The 15,214-nt window shown below is 69.8% G+C and carries 16 protein-coding genes and 1 pseudogene; 12 read left to right on the forward strand and 5 right to left on the reverse strand.

Going from position 1 to position 15,214, the window contains the following annotated elements; genetic code table 11:
• Positions 1 to 81: 81 nt before the first annotated feature.
• Positions 82 to 978, reverse strand: a complete 897-nt coding sequence (locus VKA29_RS36630) for a hypothetical protein (RefSeq protein ID WP_324790405.1) — start codon at positions 976 to 978, stop codon at positions 82 to 84.
• Positions 979 to 1,410: 432 nt separating this feature from the next.
• Between VKA29_RS36630 and VKA29_RS36635 the strand changes: the two genes are divergently transcribed.
• The 3 genes from VKA29_RS36635 to VKA29_RS36645 all read left to right on the forward strand — a co-directional run bounded on the left by VKA29_RS36635 (position 1,411) and on the right by VKA29_RS36645 (position 2,478).
• The gene (locus VKA29_RS36635) at positions 1,411 to 1,686 is read left to right on the forward strand and encodes a hypothetical protein (RefSeq protein WP_324790406.1); all 276 of its coding nucleotides are present in this window, start codon (positions 1,411 to 1,413) and stop codon (positions 1,684 to 1,686) included.
• Positions 1,686 to 2,084, forward strand: a complete 399-nt coding sequence (locus tag VKA29_RS36640; RefSeq protein WP_324790407.1) for a hypothetical protein — start codon at positions 1,686 to 1,688, stop codon at positions 2,082 to 2,084. The genes VKA29_RS36635 and VKA29_RS36640 overlap by 1 nt, the downstream gene beginning before the upstream one ends.
• A 208-nt stretch (positions 2,085 to 2,292) precedes the next feature.
• Positions 2,293 to 2,478, forward strand: a complete 186-nt coding sequence (locus VKA29_RS36645; RefSeq protein WP_324790408.1) for a hypothetical protein — start codon at positions 2,293 to 2,295, stop codon at positions 2,476 to 2,478.
• A gap of 749 nt (positions 2,479 to 3,227) precedes the next feature.
• Here the strand turns inward: VKA29_RS36645 and VKA29_RS36650 are convergent.
• From VKA29_RS36650 to VKA29_RS36660, 3 genes and pseudogenes are all read right to left on the reverse strand, one after another.
• Positions 3,228 to 3,473: pseudogene (locus VKA29_RS36650) on the reverse strand (hypothetical protein); the annotation flags it as partial.
• 194 nt (positions 3,474 to 3,667) lie between these two features.
• Complete coding sequence (locus VKA29_RS36655) at positions 3,668 to 4,231, reverse strand: sigma-70 family RNA polymerase sigma factor (protein ID WP_324790409.1); 564 nt, start codon at positions 4,229 to 4,231, stop codon at positions 3,668 to 3,670.
• The gene (locus tag VKA29_RS36660; RefSeq protein WP_324790410.1) at positions 4,228 to 4,500 is read right to left on the reverse strand and encodes a hypothetical protein; all 273 of its coding nucleotides are present in this window, start codon (positions 4,498 to 4,500) and stop codon (positions 4,228 to 4,230) included. Before VKA29_RS36660 ends, VKA29_RS36655 begins: the two co-directional genes overlap by 4 nt.
• Before the next feature lie 721 nt (positions 4,501 to 5,221).
• On the opposite strand from VKA29_RS36660, the gene VKA29_RS36665 reads away from it, so the two are divergent.
• The 8 genes from VKA29_RS36665 to VKA29_RS36700 all read left to right on the forward strand — a co-directional run bounded on the left by VKA29_RS36665 (position 5,222) and on the right by VKA29_RS36700 (position 12,770).
• Positions 5,222 to 5,476 (forward strand): hypothetical protein, encoded by a 255-nt coding sequence (locus tag VKA29_RS36665; protein ID WP_324790411.1) that lies wholly within the window; start codon positions 5,222 to 5,224, stop codon positions 5,474 to 5,476.
• The gene (locus VKA29_RS36670; RefSeq protein ID WP_324790412.1) at positions 5,473 to 6,327 is read left to right on the forward strand and encodes a hypothetical protein; all 855 of its coding nucleotides are present in this window, start codon (positions 5,473 to 5,475) and stop codon (positions 6,325 to 6,327) included. The genes VKA29_RS36665 and VKA29_RS36670 overlap by 4 nt, the downstream gene beginning before the upstream one ends.
• Positions 6,328 to 7,157: 830 nt before the next feature.
• Positions 7,158 to 7,343: a hypothetical protein gene (locus VKA29_RS36675; protein WP_324790413.1), complete on the forward strand. Its 186-nt coding sequence runs from the start codon at positions 7,158 to 7,160 to the stop codon at positions 7,341 to 7,343.
• A gap of 131 nt (positions 7,344 to 7,474) precedes the next feature.
• A complete protein-coding gene (locus VKA29_RS36680) occupies positions 7,475 to 8,695 on the forward strand; it encodes a Shedu immune nuclease family protein (RefSeq protein ID WP_324790414.1) in 1,221 nt (406 codons plus the stop codon).
• A gap of 411 nt (positions 8,696 to 9,106) precedes the next feature.
• Positions 9,107 to 10,852, forward strand: a complete 1,746-nt coding sequence (locus VKA29_RS36685; RefSeq protein WP_324790415.1) for a hypothetical protein — start codon at positions 9,107 to 9,109, stop codon at positions 10,850 to 10,852.
• Between the two features lie 349 nt (positions 10,853 to 11,201).
• Positions 11,202 to 11,741, forward strand: a complete 540-nt coding sequence (locus VKA29_RS36690; RefSeq protein ID WP_324790416.1) for an RNA polymerase sigma factor — start codon at positions 11,202 to 11,204, stop codon at positions 11,739 to 11,741.
• Positions 11,738 to 12,496 (forward strand): hypothetical protein, encoded by a 759-nt coding sequence (locus tag VKA29_RS36695; protein ID WP_324790417.1) that lies wholly within the window; start codon positions 11,738 to 11,740, stop codon positions 12,494 to 12,496. The genes VKA29_RS36690 and VKA29_RS36695 overlap by 4 nt, the downstream gene beginning before the upstream one ends.
• A 94-nt stretch (positions 12,497 to 12,590) precedes the next feature.
• The gene (locus VKA29_RS36700; protein WP_324790418.1) at positions 12,591 to 12,770 is read left to right on the forward strand and encodes a hypothetical protein; all 180 of its coding nucleotides are present in this window, start codon (positions 12,591 to 12,593) and stop codon (positions 12,768 to 12,770) included.
• A gap of 161 nt (positions 12,771 to 12,931) precedes the next feature.
• Here the strand turns inward: VKA29_RS36700 and VKA29_RS36705 are convergent, their stop codons facing one another.
• On the reverse strand, positions 12,932 to 14,107 hold the full coding sequence (locus VKA29_RS36705) for a hypothetical protein (protein WP_324790419.1): 1,176 nt from the start codon (positions 14,105 to 14,107) through the stop codon (positions 12,932 to 12,934).
• Between the two features lie 376 nt (positions 14,108 to 14,483).
• Between VKA29_RS36705 and VKA29_RS36710 the strand changes: the two genes are divergently transcribed.
• On the forward strand, positions 14,484 to 15,134 hold the full coding sequence (locus tag VKA29_RS36710) for a DUF3223 domain-containing protein (protein ID WP_290010727.1): 651 nt from the start codon (positions 14,484 to 14,486) through the stop codon (positions 15,132 to 15,134).
• Positions 15,135 to 15,214: the final 80 nt, after the last annotated feature.

Here is a 15,214-nt window from a genome sequence, read left to right on the forward strand (position 1 = left end):
GCACCGATCTGCCAGGCCCCAATTCGGGTGCGGTGTGAGGGCCGGCAGCCGAAGGGACGCGGCTCGGCGTGCCTGATGGCATCACTCGTCGTCCATCGACCGGAGATGTTCGGTGAAGGCCTCGTCCTCTGCGGCGCCCGGGGTGCGAATGTAGGTGCACACCAGGCATTGTCCGTACCCCACCCGGCCGAAGACAGGGTCGAGGCCCTCGACGCAGAACGTCTCGTGCCCGCAGACGGGGCAGGTGTCGAGGTCGTGCCCGTGCGGGTTGTGCTTCGGGTGGTAGGCGTTGGGGTTGGTCACGTTCTCGGCGCGCCGGGTGGCTTCTTCCTCACCGATCCGTTCGAGGTATTCGGCAGCTCGTTTCTGGGAGGTCGCGTCTTCTCTCTGCGCGATCTGCTGGATCCGGTCCTGCTGTTCCTCTCCCATCACGCCGAGGCTCCGGTGACCGTCAAGGGCTAGCAGGGCCTCGATGTGGCGACGCTGCAGCCCTCCGGCACCGCGGCCGTGGCGGGCTGCCTGACTGGCCTCGATCCCGTTCTGGAGCGTGCGCACATCGATCCGGGTGTGCGACGAAAGTCGCGGCGCTTGGAAGAGCGAGTCCGTGTCGCCTTGGGGGATGTCCGGCAACGGGTGCTTGTCATGAACGAGGACGATGCCGTCCGTGGAAGGGACGTGTTCCTCGATCAGCTTGAGCAGCGCGCTGGCCGACCGGACTCGTCCCTTGCGGTCCGCTTCCTCGCCCGGCCACTCGGAAGCGACGATCGCAGCCAGGGCGTTGGACAGCGCCTGATCGAAGACGCCCTCCCGGCCGGCCATCGACGGAGCGAAGGGATCATCACCTGTCGGGGCGGGAGCGGCGAAAGGATCCGCTTCCTCGGGATCGGCGGCCGCCGCGCCGCGGTGTCGTATCTCGCGCAACTCCGCGGCCAGCACGACGGCGCACCGCGCGAATTCTTCAGCTCGCTGATCCCTCATGGAGAGCATGGTGCCGTGTGCCACCGGACTCAGGTAGGCCACCTGCGGCTGGTGGCTCCCGTCCCGGCTCGGGGGTTACACGGGACGGGAGCCCTATGTCCATCTTCCTCGCGGTACGGGCCGGACACACTGCCAGCACACTGGTCCGACAGTTGCAGAGGTCCGGTGTGGCGCGAGCCCGACCATTTACTGCCGAGAGCGCAGGCCTAGCGGACCCAGGCTTCCCCCTTCCGTGCCAGCAGCGCCGGGACCAAACGGCCCATTGAGGCAGCACCACCGGGCCCTGAGCCCGCACCTCAAGCGCACATTTCGCGTACCGGATGTGCGCGGACGGCGTGCCCCGACCCCGCATAGTGCGTGCGCGCAGGGGCGCCTACGGGCCCGCCACTCGTTCCTCTACCAACAGTAGAGGGAAGCGGTAGAGTGAGGAACATGGCAGCAGACGAGACGAGCATCAAGGTGAGCACGGCCGCGCGGGACCGGCTCGCCCAGCTGGCGGCCGAGCACGGCACCACCATCCGCAGCCTGGTGGAGGACCTCGCGCAGAGCACGCCCACGCAGGCCGAGTACTCCGAGCGTGCCGAGCTGGCCCGCGCTGAGCTCGCCTCCGCTCTCGGCAGCGCGCCGAGCCCGGAGGCCGAGGCGAAAGCGAAGGCGCTGCTGGAGCGCCTGGGCGGCGCCGCGCACGGTCCGCGGGCAGCCGCGTAGTGGCGCCGATCGCGGTCGTCCTGGACCACACGACCGCCGCGGCGCTGTACGACCCGAAGGATCCGTTCAACGAGGCCGTCGCCGCGTTCTACGTCCAGGCATCCGGCGGACTTGGCGACCTGTACGCCCCGGTGCTCTCCCTGACGGCCGGCGACGCCGAACGGCCCGGCCTGCTCGGCTACATCAATGGGCTGCGGTTCATCCGGATCGAGGCGTTCGACACCGACGCCGCGGTCACCGCCACCGAACTGCTGCGGTTCGGGCACTCCTGGGCCGCTGTGCACGCCATCCACGCCGCCCGGCCCTCCCCCGCCCACCCCGGCGGACGGTTCCTGCTCACCCTCACCCCCAAGGCGTACGCCGGGACCGGCGTCCAAGCCGTCCACCCCGACCAGTAACCGCCAGCCTGCCGCCGACAGACCGGCACGATCGTCGCGTCGGCCCGGGCTTGGTCGGCCGCAACCTGACAGCCGCGAAGACCCGGTGCCGCTCTCTCCGGGAGCAGTACCGCTCGCACAGGGCGGTTGCGTTGCTCACCACGAGGACCTCTTCAACCGCCAGCCGCCCTGACCACCCCTCACACACGTGGTGTTCGCCCTGGCCCCGTTGCCAGCTTCGGCCCTGCCCGCGGCCCGCGCACTGGCGACGAGCGTGGAAGTCGAGTACCCCGGCGGCCTTGCGGTCGACGTCACCGGGCTTGCCTGGCGCCAGGCCGACCGGCCGTACGTGACCCACCATGCCGACTTCGCCCCCGCTGTCGCAGCCGCCATCGCCCCTTTCTCCGCGCAGTAGGCCAGTGCCGCATACCGGGCTCGCTACGACGAGGAGGGTTTCCTGCGTGCTGCGGCCTGGGGCGGCGCGCGACCCTTTGCCGACCGGGCAGCCCAGATTCAGGCCATGGCCGAACGGCTCCTGCGGGGCCAGACCGCACGTGCCCTGACATCACGGCCACCCGTCCGCGCCCCCGCAGACAGCCGTGCCGCAGCCCCCCGCACCCGAACAGGGTCCGCAGGGACCAAGCCGGCGCGCTTGAGCGGATGCGCTCGTTTCAGCCCTGCCTGCGGTTACCCCTCCGCTGCGCCACTTAGCTGTCGCTGGTTCGCCGATGAACCGGGCGGAGACGGCTCCGGATCTGTCATGCCCTTCAGCGCTTCGTATGCCACGTAGCCCTCATGCCAGATGAAGTCGTATTCGTCTGGGTCGCCTCCGAGCTTTTCGATGATGGCGAGGAACTCCGTGCGGGAGGGCATGAAGTTCTGATCATGCAGCCACCTGCTCACCGTGCGATCGGATTTGCCGATGTGGGCTGCGAGGTCGGCGTTGGTCAGTGGCTTGCGGTGGAGGTAGCGGCGCTGTTCGTCGCTCTCCTTGCGCAGCTTCTCGACGCATGCCCAGGCACCTCGCACAAGCTCTTTCAGAGCCTCATCTTCAGGTTGGGCCGCCCGTGTCGGCAGGTGCGTCCGCTCACCCGAGCTGCCCGTCTCGCGTCCCGGCGCAGACTCCTTGCCACGCTTGCGGCCGTATTGGCCGCTCGCGGGTGCTTGGGCAGAGCCTTCGACTTCGTACGCACGGGGTTGGTCGGGATCCCGACGCAGGTATCCCTTGCGTTCCAGCGCCATCAGTTGGTGAGCGACCGACGACATGCTGGACAGGCCTACGGCTTGGCCGATCTCCCGCATCGATGGGGGATATCCGCGCTGCTGCACGGAGTCACGGATGACCTCAATGATCTTCCGCTGGCGGTCGGTCAGGCCCGATTGGGCAGTCGAGCCCTGATGAGGCGCCATGGCCGAGGTGCTGCGGGGGGTGCTCCGTGGCTCCGACGGGGTAGGGGATTCAGCCTTGGTAGCCGAAGTCTGGACGTTCTCGCTGTCCTGCAGGGCCGCCAGAAGGCGCTGGTAACGCTCCGCAGCTTGGGCCTGACCGTCGGCGAACAGTTCGTCGATCGCCTGAGCCGCCTCCTTAAGGCGCTCGTTGATCCTCATGCGTCTCCCCCTTCCTTGTCGTCCCCGAGCATCGCCTCAAGGGTCTTGCGAGCCTGATGTACATGGGCGCGGACCGTGGCGGGTGAGGCGCCCATGATCTCTGCGATCTCCTTGTACGGCAGTCCGAACTGTTCGCGCAGCGCCACGGCTTCTTGTTGTCGGGGCGGGAGCTTGCTGAGGGCGGCGAGGATGTCGAGCCGCTGATCGCAAGTGGTGATGGGGTCGGGATGGGCCGTAGTGTTGTGCATCGCATCGGTGCCGATGAGGATGCCGTTGCGCCTATGCGACTCGCGGGCGTCCTGTAGTCGTTGGCGGGCCACCTTGAACAGCCAGCCGGTTGGGGGGTCCATCTGGCCGACGCGATCCCAGTATCGGAAGGCGCTGACCATGGTCAGCTGGGCGGCGTCGTCGAGGATGCTGGGTTCGGCTTCTTGCCAGATGAGATATCGGCGCACCATCGGCTCGTAGTGGCGAAAGAACTCTTCGAAGCCGGGCGGCCCGTACTGCGCTGCGCTCGTGGGAGGGTGTGGCTCGGGCGGGGCCTGGTCGGAGTCAGTCACTGGCGGCCGCCTTTCCTGCGGGACCGCGCGCGGGCCGGGGTGACCTCGTAGGTGCGCTGACGTCCGCTGTCGTCAACTTCGTCCACGCGCCCACCGTGGGGAAGCCGATCCAGGATCTCCACTGTGGTGGCGCGGCGTTCCCTCTCGGATGCCGCAGCCGAACGTGCCCGCGCAAGTTCCAGCAGGATTTCTCCCAGCCCCGTATGCCCGCGACGGCTCATCAGCCGCATCGTCAGTCCCAGCGCAAACACGGCGCCGGTTGTGACCATGGTGGCAACTTCTCCGCCCATCCCCAGCCCTTCTCTGGAGAGCTGTTCCGGGCTGCTCTGATGCAGCCCACGCTCTCGTCCCACCCCACATAAGGGTTGGCGTCTCAGGAGTGTGTAGTCGGGACCAGAAAAATGTTCCGGCTCCGCGCCCTGGCCCGCTGTGGACTGCACTCCGCCGTCGGCATCCTTGCCGGCAGCGGAGGGAGAGATGGGCGCGCGGTACCCGATACTGGCGTTCCAGACGGCGCCTGTGAGGTAGGCGTGCGGGGCGTGCTCGGCACCCTACGGGCCAGCCCTGACAACGGCGGAGCCTTCCGCACCGGTCGTCCGCCGCGGGCGGGGGCGGGCGATGTCCTCGGCCGTCCAGTCTCCATCGCAGAGTGCGGCGGCCAGACGGGTCTGGTTGTCGGGGAGTTGGCCGTCGCAGTGCCTGGTTCCGCGAGGTAGCGCGGCCTGGCGGGTGACGCGCTCGCCCCGGCTGCCGTACGACGAGCCGAGGGCGACGGTCCTGGGTGTGAGAAGCGGGCTCATGAGCTGTGGACAGGGTCTGCTCACTTCTCAGACTGGCCTGCGGCTTCGCGCCACAGGAGGGAGCAACGTCGGGTCCGGGCACAGGCTTGTGGAGGTCGCGGGAGCGGGGCGGGCGGTGCCACCATCAGCTCACCGCGCCGGGCACGCCCCGGACCGCGGACGTCCCGCCGCACCGTCTGGAGGCCCCGTCATGCTCACTCCCCCGTCCACCACCGAACCCGCCGGCACCCGGCCGGTGGCCCCGGCCGAGGCCACCACGGGCAGGATCGGTGCGGGCGAGGCGGCCGTCATCATCACCGTGGTCGCCGCGGTGACCGTGCTCGCCGTCCTCCAGCGCCCGATCCCCCTGGTGCTGACCCTGCTCGCGGGCGCCGTGGGGCTGCTGCTCGTCGGCCGTCGCGCGGCCCAGCTCCTGGCCGTCGTCGCCGGCGGCGGTCGCGGGTGAGCCGCCGGGCGGCCGAGCCGGTGGAACTGGCGCAGTTGCGCGGCTGGTTGCGCGCGGCGAAGGGACGGCGCACCTTCGCTGCCCTGGCGCGGCGGGCCGCCGCCGGGAAGCTGTCGGTCTCGGTGTGCACGCTGCGCCGGGCCCTGGACGGGCGGCTTCCCACCCTGCGCACCGTCCAGGCGTTCGCCCGGGGCGCGGGCGCCGACGAGGAGGAGGGCGCGCGGGTGTGGGCGGCGGCCGCATCTGCCGTGCGCCCTGGACCCGTGCGGAAGCCGTCCGCGTACGTGCCCGGGCGCGACATCACCACCCTGGCGGGGCTGGCCGCGGCCATGGAGAAGGTGAGGGCGGCGGCGGGAGGGCCGAGCCTGCGCCGGCTGGTCGACTCGCCCGAGGCCGCGGGCCGCCTCTCGCGCAGCGCCCTGCACAACGCCCTCACCGGCCGGCGGCTGCCCAGCGAGGAGTTGCTGGCCGGCTTCGCCGCGGCGTGCGGCGCCGGCGAGGACACCAGCCGTGCGCTGCTCGCCGCCCGGGCCCGGATCCTGGCCGGACCCCGGCCCCGGCCCTCGCTGATGTACCCGTGTGGCGTCGTCGAGGAGGCCGAGGCGCGGCGCGAGCAGGATGCGGCGGTGCGCCACTGGATCCGGGACGGGGATGACCTCGACTGGTACGAGCGGCAGTTGCGTGATGAGGAAGAGGCCGAGCAGCAGCGGGCGGAGGCCTGGGTCGACGATCTCACCGACGACGTGCTGGAGGAGTTGCAGCGGGCGCGGGACGGTCTCGGCGCAGGGCAAAGCAGCCTCCGCGCCGAACTCGCCGCGTATGCCCGGGCGGCGGGCGTGCCCGACGGCTGACGGTCGCGGTCGTTACGGCTGCGCGCGCTGGTCGCGGGCCGAGAAGAGCGCGGCGCGCAGCCGCCCGTAGGCCGTGTCCGGAATCGTGACACCAGCGGGGCCTACACCGGGCCAGCCATGCCACCTGACACCAGCCCATCGTTCGACGTGAAGTACGCGCCGTCGAACGTGCGACGGCAGGCAGCAGTGACCTGCGGCTTTGAGTAAAATGCTGGCGGTGAAGCGAAGAACGGCTACGCTGGCCGCGTTGTGCGGGCTGTGACCCCTCTGAAGGAGCAGCCCGACCAGGGCCGCCACTGAATCCCTGCGGCCCGGCATCCCCCTTTCCCCACCACGACCCCCTACTCAGGGCCCCGCTGCTGTCGGCACGGGGCCCTTTTGTATGCCCGAAAACCGCCGAACCGGAGGCAGCCCCGTGGCCGAGCCGCGCTTCACCGACCCCGAACTGACCGCGATCTACAACTTCCTGCGCCTCAGCCCGACCCACACCCCTTCTTCCGCGGACCTCGCCCGAGCCCCGCGTCGACGCACACTCGACGCCCAGGACGTCGCCGCCCGCGAAGGCCTCGATCTCGGGCCGGAGCTGCGACGCGTCCTGCGCCGACGCCCCCAGTCGGCGAAGGCGCAGCCGCGATCTGCCTCGCCGAGAGGAGAGGCGCCCGGCAGCACCCTGCAGCAGCGAGGCCCCGCCGCCGCCCGCGCCGTGGAACGCTCCCGCGTGATGCGGCTCATCGCCCAGCTCGCACCCCGGGCTTCGCCACCACCAGCTCCGCGAACGCACGACCGCCTGGGACGCACTCAAGCTGACAGCCCCGGAGCTGGAGACCTGGATGAGGGCCCTGGGCGGGGACGGCGCCGCGGCCGCACGGGCGTGCCGGGCCTTCGGCATCGGGCCTGCCGCCCTCGATGTCGTCCTGGACGGCCGGCAAGTCCGCCGCCGGCTGCGCGAGGGCACAACGGTCACCGCCCTGCTGGCCCTGGCCACCGAGCGCGGCATCGTCCTGCGTCGGCGATGACCTACGGACGGCCGCCCCGGCACCGCGTGCCTGTCAAATCGGCACGCGGCTATGGGCACTTCGCGACACACTTCACCCAGACAGGCCGTCTGCGATCGAGCAGGGCGGACCGACAGAAAGGACGGGCGCCGGTGGCCGAGACGGACTGGAAGAAGGTGGCGGCGCACCTTCGCGAGCTCAGCGGCGAGTTCACCCCGGCACAGCGGGACCTCGCCGACGCCCTGGGCGTGCCGCTCGCGCCCGGCACGCCGATGCCGGTCGCGGCCGCACTCCTTCGCGCTCACCTGACCGAACCGCTGCTCCTGAAGAGGGCGCAGCCGATCGACGAGGAGGAGTACGGCTACCTCGAACTCGTCGCCGGTGAGGCCGCCATCGAGATCCCGCCGCAGAACCTGATCGACCACCGGGACATCCTGGAGGCGTGGCTCGAAGTGGCCTGGGCGCACCGGTCGGTGATCCATCTCGAGCGGCTGTCACCCGAGTCGGGCGATATTGCGATCACTCCTGGAGAGCGAGGCTCTGAGAAGGTCCAGCACGACATCATCGCCTCGATCAGCAACAGTGGCCGCCTCAACTTCCGCGGGGGCCGGGGCCGCGGGGCGCGGCCCCACCGCGTCACGCGCCTGGTCAAACAGGACGCGCCCCACCACGCCGACCTCGTACGCAAGGCGCGCGAGGAGGCACTTGCCCGGGACCCCCGTCCGGGACGGGTGACCAGTCGCGAACTGGCCCTGCTGCGCCCCTGGCAGGTCACCCGCAGGCCCTCTCTGGCAGAGCAGGAGGCCTTGCGCGAGACCTTGGAGACAGCGACGGCCGAACGCGATCTCCAGGAGGTCCTGCAACGGCACCCCGCCCTGCTCGGACACATCCTCACGGGCAACCACGGCACCTGGGTGAGACCAGAAGTGGGGTTCGGCAACCACTACCGGGCCGATTTCCTCATTGCCGGCCGCACCTCCGCGGGCCTGCAGTGGGTGCTCGTGGAACTGGAAAGCCCGCACGCGAGGCTGACCAACCCGGGTAACGGACGCGAGTCCCCCACTCTCCGTCACGCCGTCGATCAGATTCGCGACTGGCGGGAGTGGCTGTCGACCAACCTCCTCCAGGCGCGCAATCCGCGGGAAGACAACGGACTGAGCCTGCCGGGCATCACCGCCGACGCCCGCGGGCTGATCATCATCGGGCGCGAGGACGACAGCGAGGACTCCGCACAGGTGCGCCGCCGCCTGTTCACCGACAGCAGGATCGAGGTACGCACCTTCGACTGGCTGCTGCGAGCGGCCGAGCAAGCCGATTCCCGCCTGCTCGGCAGGCTCGACCTCGAGGCAGGTGACGACACGGACGAGTGGTGACCCACTGTCCGTATACCGAGCCGGGCTTCTGGCGCGCAGGAAGGTCGCCAGTCAGGTCCCAGACATCGATGCGCGGGTAGTGGCCGGCCACTACCCGCGCCGTTTCACGTGTACTTACATCTGGTGGGCGTGGATATCTCCTGCGGTGATCGGGGCGTCATGCAGTGCAACTCCCCGCCGCGCGTCGGTGGTGTGCGGATGCTGTCCGGCTGCTCGGTGATGACTGCGGTTCGCGGATCGGCTGCCGAGCTCGCCGAGGCCGTTGTGATGTGCGTCCCGCAGCGGTGCGGGCGGTTCGCTCGGGCTGCCGCCGGGCCCGCGATGTGACGGTGCCCCGTCCGGCCTTGCAATTCTCGGCCGAGAGCGGGGACGGGGCATCTACTGTGTGGGGGCAGGGATTGGGAGGCGTCGGTGCGTGACTCGCGGCTTGTGCAGACGGCGGTGATCGGCAACGAGCATTCGGACGTGCCGGTGGTTCTGCCCGTGGCAGCCATCGAGCTGGATGCGTTCCGGCGGCGTCATCGTGGGGACTCCTTCTGGTGTGGTCTGCTGCTCGGGGGGTGCGGGGCTCGTCTGGCGGACAAGCTGTACGTCGACAGGCAGTGCCACTTCCAGCACTATCCCGCCGGGCAGCACGGGGACGAAGCGGTATGCCGGCGTCGCAGTGTCGGCGAGTCGAGCGCCGACCACCTGTACGTGAAGGGCGCGATGCAGGCGTCCTTGGCGGATCACGGGCAAGCGGCCCGGTTCTCCTATCCGGACCCGATCGGCTCCGCCCTGGACGTCGCCCTGGACGGCGGACGGCAGTTCAGGGTTCACCTCGACGGGAGGGTGCCTCCGGCCCGCAACGGCGGCATCCCGATCCTGGGGGCCGGTGTTCCGCTCGAGCCTGGAACGCTTGCTCGCTGCCGGTATGTGTACCGGGTGCGGGTGCAGAGCGAGGGGACCAACCGCCGGGTCTGGATCGGCACCGAGAGCCTCGCCCGCCCCACGGAATGGGTGCCTCTGGCAGATTGCGGGTGGACGGCAGACGGGTTTGTCACCGAGGCCGCACAGCGGATCCTGAAAGAGCTTCCGGCAGACCCGCGCACGCAGCCGCTGCCGGAAGCGGTCACACGACTGATCCGAGAACTGGAATCAGCACAGCGGTCCGGTACGGTCGAGCACGTCCGCCGGCTCTGCGAGGGCAGTGACTCCTTCCTTACCACCCTGGAGCCGCACGCGCGGACGCAAGCGCAGCAGGCCCTCGCCGAAGCCCGCACGTGGCTGGACGGCCATATGGGCTACCAGCAACGCGTGTTCGCGGACCTGGAGCGCGCGGTGGACGAAAAGCGTGCCTGGGATGTGCGCGAGCACTACAACCGGGCCACCGCCCTGACCCGGCGCGGGACCAGCGACGCCGAGCTGCGGATGCTGCAGAAGGCTCGCCTCTTCCTTCAGGAGAAGAACCACCGTCCGGCGCCGGACACGGCCGCCCGTCGACGCCAGGCGCTCGACCGACTCGCTCCGGCCCCGCCGCGCGCTGGAGCCGTGCGTCCGCCTCGGCCCGACGCGGACGACGCACGCGTGCGACGGCAGCAGGAAGCCGTGCTGAGGGTCCGGCGCCTGGTGGCCGAGCACCAGCAGACGCATATGTCGCCCAGACGCCGCGAGGAGAAGCTCCGGGAACTCCACGACGCTGTGACCGCAGCTGATGGTGCTTTGACCGGCAGACTCCTGTGGCAGATCCGGGAGGTGAGGGAGAAGTACGCCGTGGACGAGACGGCGCCCTCACGGCGCGCCCCGCGCCCTGCCGCAGGCCTGTCGGACGAAACCCTCGCCGCGGCGGCCGCAGCGGTGCGCGGTGCTCTGATGCGGGTGGCCCGTGCCCAGCAGACCCTCACCTGGGCCGCCCTGCAAGGACAGCTGGGCACCGCGTTGCCCGACATGACGGACCGGGAGCGGAAGCGCCTGATCGCCCTGGTGGATGCGGTGTCGGAGCGGGACGAGCCGCTGCTCTCCAGCGTCCTTGCGGCCGGCGATCCACATCTGGCGGAGGCGTACCGGCTGTCCGCGAACCTCCTCGGCGGTCACCTGCCCGCAGACGACCGCGAGGTCCTGCGCGATGTGATCGACGCTGACGTACGTCAGACGCACGCGTACTGGCGCTCCCGGTGACGAGGCTCGCGAGCCAGGAAGTGGCGCGCGAAGGAGGTTGTGGACCGGCGGGCGCTGCACGAGACCAACTCCTGGCGATTTCAGGTCGATTTGGCTGAAAACCGGAGACCTCAGCTTGTGACTCCCGTCACGTCGACCGGCTATGCGAGGCAGACCTCAGCGCCCTGGGGAGAGCTGACGCCGCAGCTCAGGCGAGGCGCCTCCTCTTGCGCCATGATCACCGTGTGCGACTGTTGAATTTCGGACGGTCATATTGGGGGTCGCGTGCATGCGTGTTCGGGGCGCTGGGCCGGTTGAGTGATCGTCACCGGCGTACGCCGGGCACCCGACACCTCAACGAAGAGGATCCATGCACGAAGACGTCTTCCGTGCCGACGACGGTTACGGTTCCGCCACGCAGGAGCCGCTCCCCCTGCCGCTGGACTTCGAGGCGCACTACGTGATGAGCCAGGAGGCGTGGCACTCCTACGCGCTGTACCGGCTCGGCGCCAACGACGTCGCCGAGCGCGCGGTGCACCGTGCGTTCCTGGAAGTGCTGCGGAACTGGGACGCGCTGCTCGCCGAGGCCAACCTGCCGCAGCAGACCTGGAGCATCCTGCGGCGCGTCGTCGGGGACGAGGCGCTGTGCGCGGCGCGTGAGGGGATCACGGCGATGCCGAGCACGATCGGCCTGTACCCGGCGCTGCTGAAATTGCCGCAGCGTCAGCTGGACGTGGTCATCCTGCGGTACGTCCAGGACTACAGCAGCCTCAAGACCGGCTGGTATCTCGGTATCACCGCGCGCACCGTGGACCACCACTGCCGCAAGGCCCGCGAACGCCTCGCCCCGGTCTACCACCGCCACCGTGGCACGAGCCCGCAGAAGAAGAAGGAGGAGGCAGGCCAGTGACATCTGTGAGGAACAAGCGCCCGGCCGAGGCCGAGACGACATGGGCCGAGCGTCTGCGCGAGGCGGATCCCGTCGTGCGCGAGCCGCGCCGGCCGTTCGACGTCGCCGAGGGCCTGCGCCGGCTGGCCTCGGACGCCGGGTACGCCCCGACCGCGCCGGCCCGGCCCGCCGGTGCCGGCGCCCGCCGCCAGATGGATCTGATCTCCCGGTGGACCGTCACCGAGGCCGGTGCCGCCGACCACGTCGAAGAACTCGCCGCGGTCATCGGCGACGACGGCACCGGCAGGCCCAACTGGGACGACTTCACCGAGTGGACGCCCCTCGACGTCCACGGCATCCACGTCTTCGCCTGCATCCTCCACCTCGCCCACCACCCCGAGAGCGCCGTGTTCTGGTGGCAGATCGCCGCCGGCGCAGAGCACACCGGCGCCGCCTACTGCCTGCACCTGCACCACCTCAGCCAGGGCGAGATCCGCGAAGCGGCCCTGTGGAAACGGCAGATGAGCGCCATGCGCGACCGCACCGCACAGCAGTGGTTCGACGGCCCGCCCAACGACTACACCCGCGACCTGGTCGGCGCCGTGAAGGCCTTCACCGCCTACTGCGCCCGCCACCGCGAACCGGCGCCGATCCCCACCCGCCACCTGCAAAAGCGCTACGAAGCGCTCGCCGACCGCCACGACGAGGACGGACTGGTCTGCCGGCCCGACAGCCGGCTGCCCGACCGCATCCAGGAACTCACCACACCGCACTGACCTGGCACCAACAGAGAAGCCCGGCAGGGACGAAGGTTTCCAGGCCGCCCGCCCCACCAGGCTTCACGAGCAGCACCCACGAGGAAGCACCGCCATGAACGAGACTAACCGCACCGCCCCCGCCACGCAGGCTCCCGGCCGCTTCGGCCGGGCATCGGCATGGATCCGCCGCCGTCGCAGCGCCCTCATCTCCAGCGCCCTGCGCGGCTCCGCCTACGGCTGCGGCGCCGACGTCGCCGGCCTGCTCTTCTGGTGGCTGCGTCAGATGATCTGAGCCGCCACCAGACACACCCCCGCGAACGGATCCGTCATGCCTGGATTCCGTGCCGGGCCGGGTGGGCGAGAGCCTCGGACAGGCGACGCCGTACCGGCCGGGCCCGGCAAGGACGGCAGCTCCTCACCCGCCACCGACAGTCGTCTGGCTGCGAACCATGGTCACGACGCGGGCCCTGGTCGCTCCGGTATCCGGCTCTGGTAGGCGTGAGCCTCAGCGCACAACTCACGTAGATAGTCCAGCAGAGCTGTGGGGTCGGGGTTCACCTGGGCGATTCGGGTGAGCGTAGCTACGACCGTCGCGTCATCCAGGGAGGTCACCCATGCCTTGATCGTTTCCTTGTCGGCTCTTACTGGTGCCATGGAGAGGATTTCAGGAAGGTCCCGGCGGGCAATTGTGGCCTGCATGCTCAGGGCAGCTCGTTGTGCCGCAGGTATGGTGCCCGCCGACTGGAGGGCTTGCCGCAGGTCGGGGTGTCCGATCGTGATGTCCAACTGAGGCGGGATCGCGGTGCTCTGGCGGGCTCCGGTGATGAGGATCGGGATGGCGGTGGTCCGAACCCAGTCTTCGAGGTAGTCCAGTTCCTTCAGCGCGATGTGCCAGACCTCGGTTTGCGGGCGCTGCAGGCAGACGGTCGGAACGATCGAGAGCGCGATGGGGGTGTAGCGGGGGCCGCTGGCCAGGATGTCTCCGGGCTGGAGAGGGAGACCGTGTCCGGGCTGCGGATTGTGTTCCAGAGGAAGGGCGACGGTGAGACCGGGGTGCTGGCGGTCGGGATAGACGGCGCCGAGGCGTGTCGCAGCGACGGCCGGGGTGCGGTGCTTGGCCAGGTTGGTGTGTTCGGCCAGGAGCCGGAGCGGGTGATCTTCGACGCCGCGGCGCTGGAAGGGCTGCAGTGCTCGGATGCGCTCGGCGAGCTCAGCACCAGCGGCTAGTGGGGCCAGTTGGCGCCGTCGCCCGTGTGAGAGCCAGGCGTCGAAGCGGGCCGACTCGGTGCACGCCGGCATCTCGATGCATCGCGCCTCCTGGTCAGTCAACGGGCGTTGGAGACGGTGCTCGACTTCGGCGTACAGGGTGTGTTCCAGGGCGGCGCGGAGCTGGGTGAGGGCATCCGCGACCAGGCGGGGCAGTACCTCGGGTATCGGTGCGACAGCGGTCACTTTGAGGTGGATCCGATCGCCCTGCCCGGTCTCCGCGAGGGTCAGCGGGTTCTGGTCGGTGTAGTCGTGGACGATTCGCGCGATGTGCTCGATCATCTGGTCCACGTGGGCCAGGGTGGGCACCACATGCAGTTGGTGGTCCGGTAGCCAGTCGCAGTGGGCGGCGGAAGTGCTCATGCCCGGGAGCGTAGCCAGAGCGCGTACCCGCTGGTTTTGGACCTGGTGTCCTCCGTCTCCTGTGAGATGCCCGGCGGCGTGTGCCGGTGTGGGCGGGCCTGCCTGGGCCCGGTCGGGCGCTGGCGAGGGTCGCTGCCGGCCGGCCTACGGGCGCGCGACTCCGCGGGTGGACGGCCGCGCGGTGAGCGTCGCGTCCGGGCGCGTGGTCAGGCCCGGGTGGGTGGAGTTCGTTCAGCTCACCGCACTGCTCTGTCCGAATGTGGCGGCCTCTTCCGTCTCTTCCTGTGCCGGGCAGCCTCTCGGGACAGTTCGTAGAGGCCGAATAGACCAGACTGCGGGCGGGCAGCACTGCCGTACACAGTAGAGGAGAGGGTCATTGCCCAAGTTCTGGATCGGATCCCGGGAGTACCCGTCGAAGAAGGCGGCGCAGGAAGCAGTCCGTGACGTGCTGTACGGGTACAGCGTGGGCAGCCTCGTGGACAAGGAGGCGGATCACCTGCTCCTGTTGGACCTTCTCGACATGCACGAAGAGGCCGATGCCAAGATCGGCGTGGGCGTGGAGTCCTTTGCGATCGCGCCACCGCTCCAGGGGCCGTACCCGGGTTTCGAGGTGATCCGTATCGACGGCACTCGTATCGACTTCTCCTACCTGGCCTGTCTACGGCCCCCGAGCTACCGGCAGCAGGTGTCCAGCGCAATGCGCGTCGAGGTCAAGGATGACGTGAGCGCCTACTTCACCTCACGGGTGGCGGCCAACACCCTGGTATCGGATGAATCCGGGAGGGTGCTGGACATTACTGACACTCACGTCAGCTACTATCGCGGCCCGTCGTTCGCGGAACTCGCCGCGGCGTTCGCCCACGCCAGTGGCGGATGGGACACGATCGAGCTGACCACGTCGAGCGATCCAGGGCGAGGGCAGTTCACCGACCGCGCACTGGCTGAACGATGGCGCGAGTATCACCAGGAGCACGCGGTCCTCGGGCTGCTGTCCTCGCAGGAGAACCTGCGCCGCCCGCGCCGGTGACTACCTGCGCGGGGCGCTTGTCATCCGGGCCCAGGTTGACCTGCCAGTCCTGCACGCTGGTGATCTGATCAAGAAGAAGG

It is taken from the genome of Streptomyces sp. H51 (assembly GCF_035656535.1).
Lineage (GTDB): Bacteria > Actinomycetota > Actinomycetes > Streptomycetales > Streptomycetaceae > Streptomyces.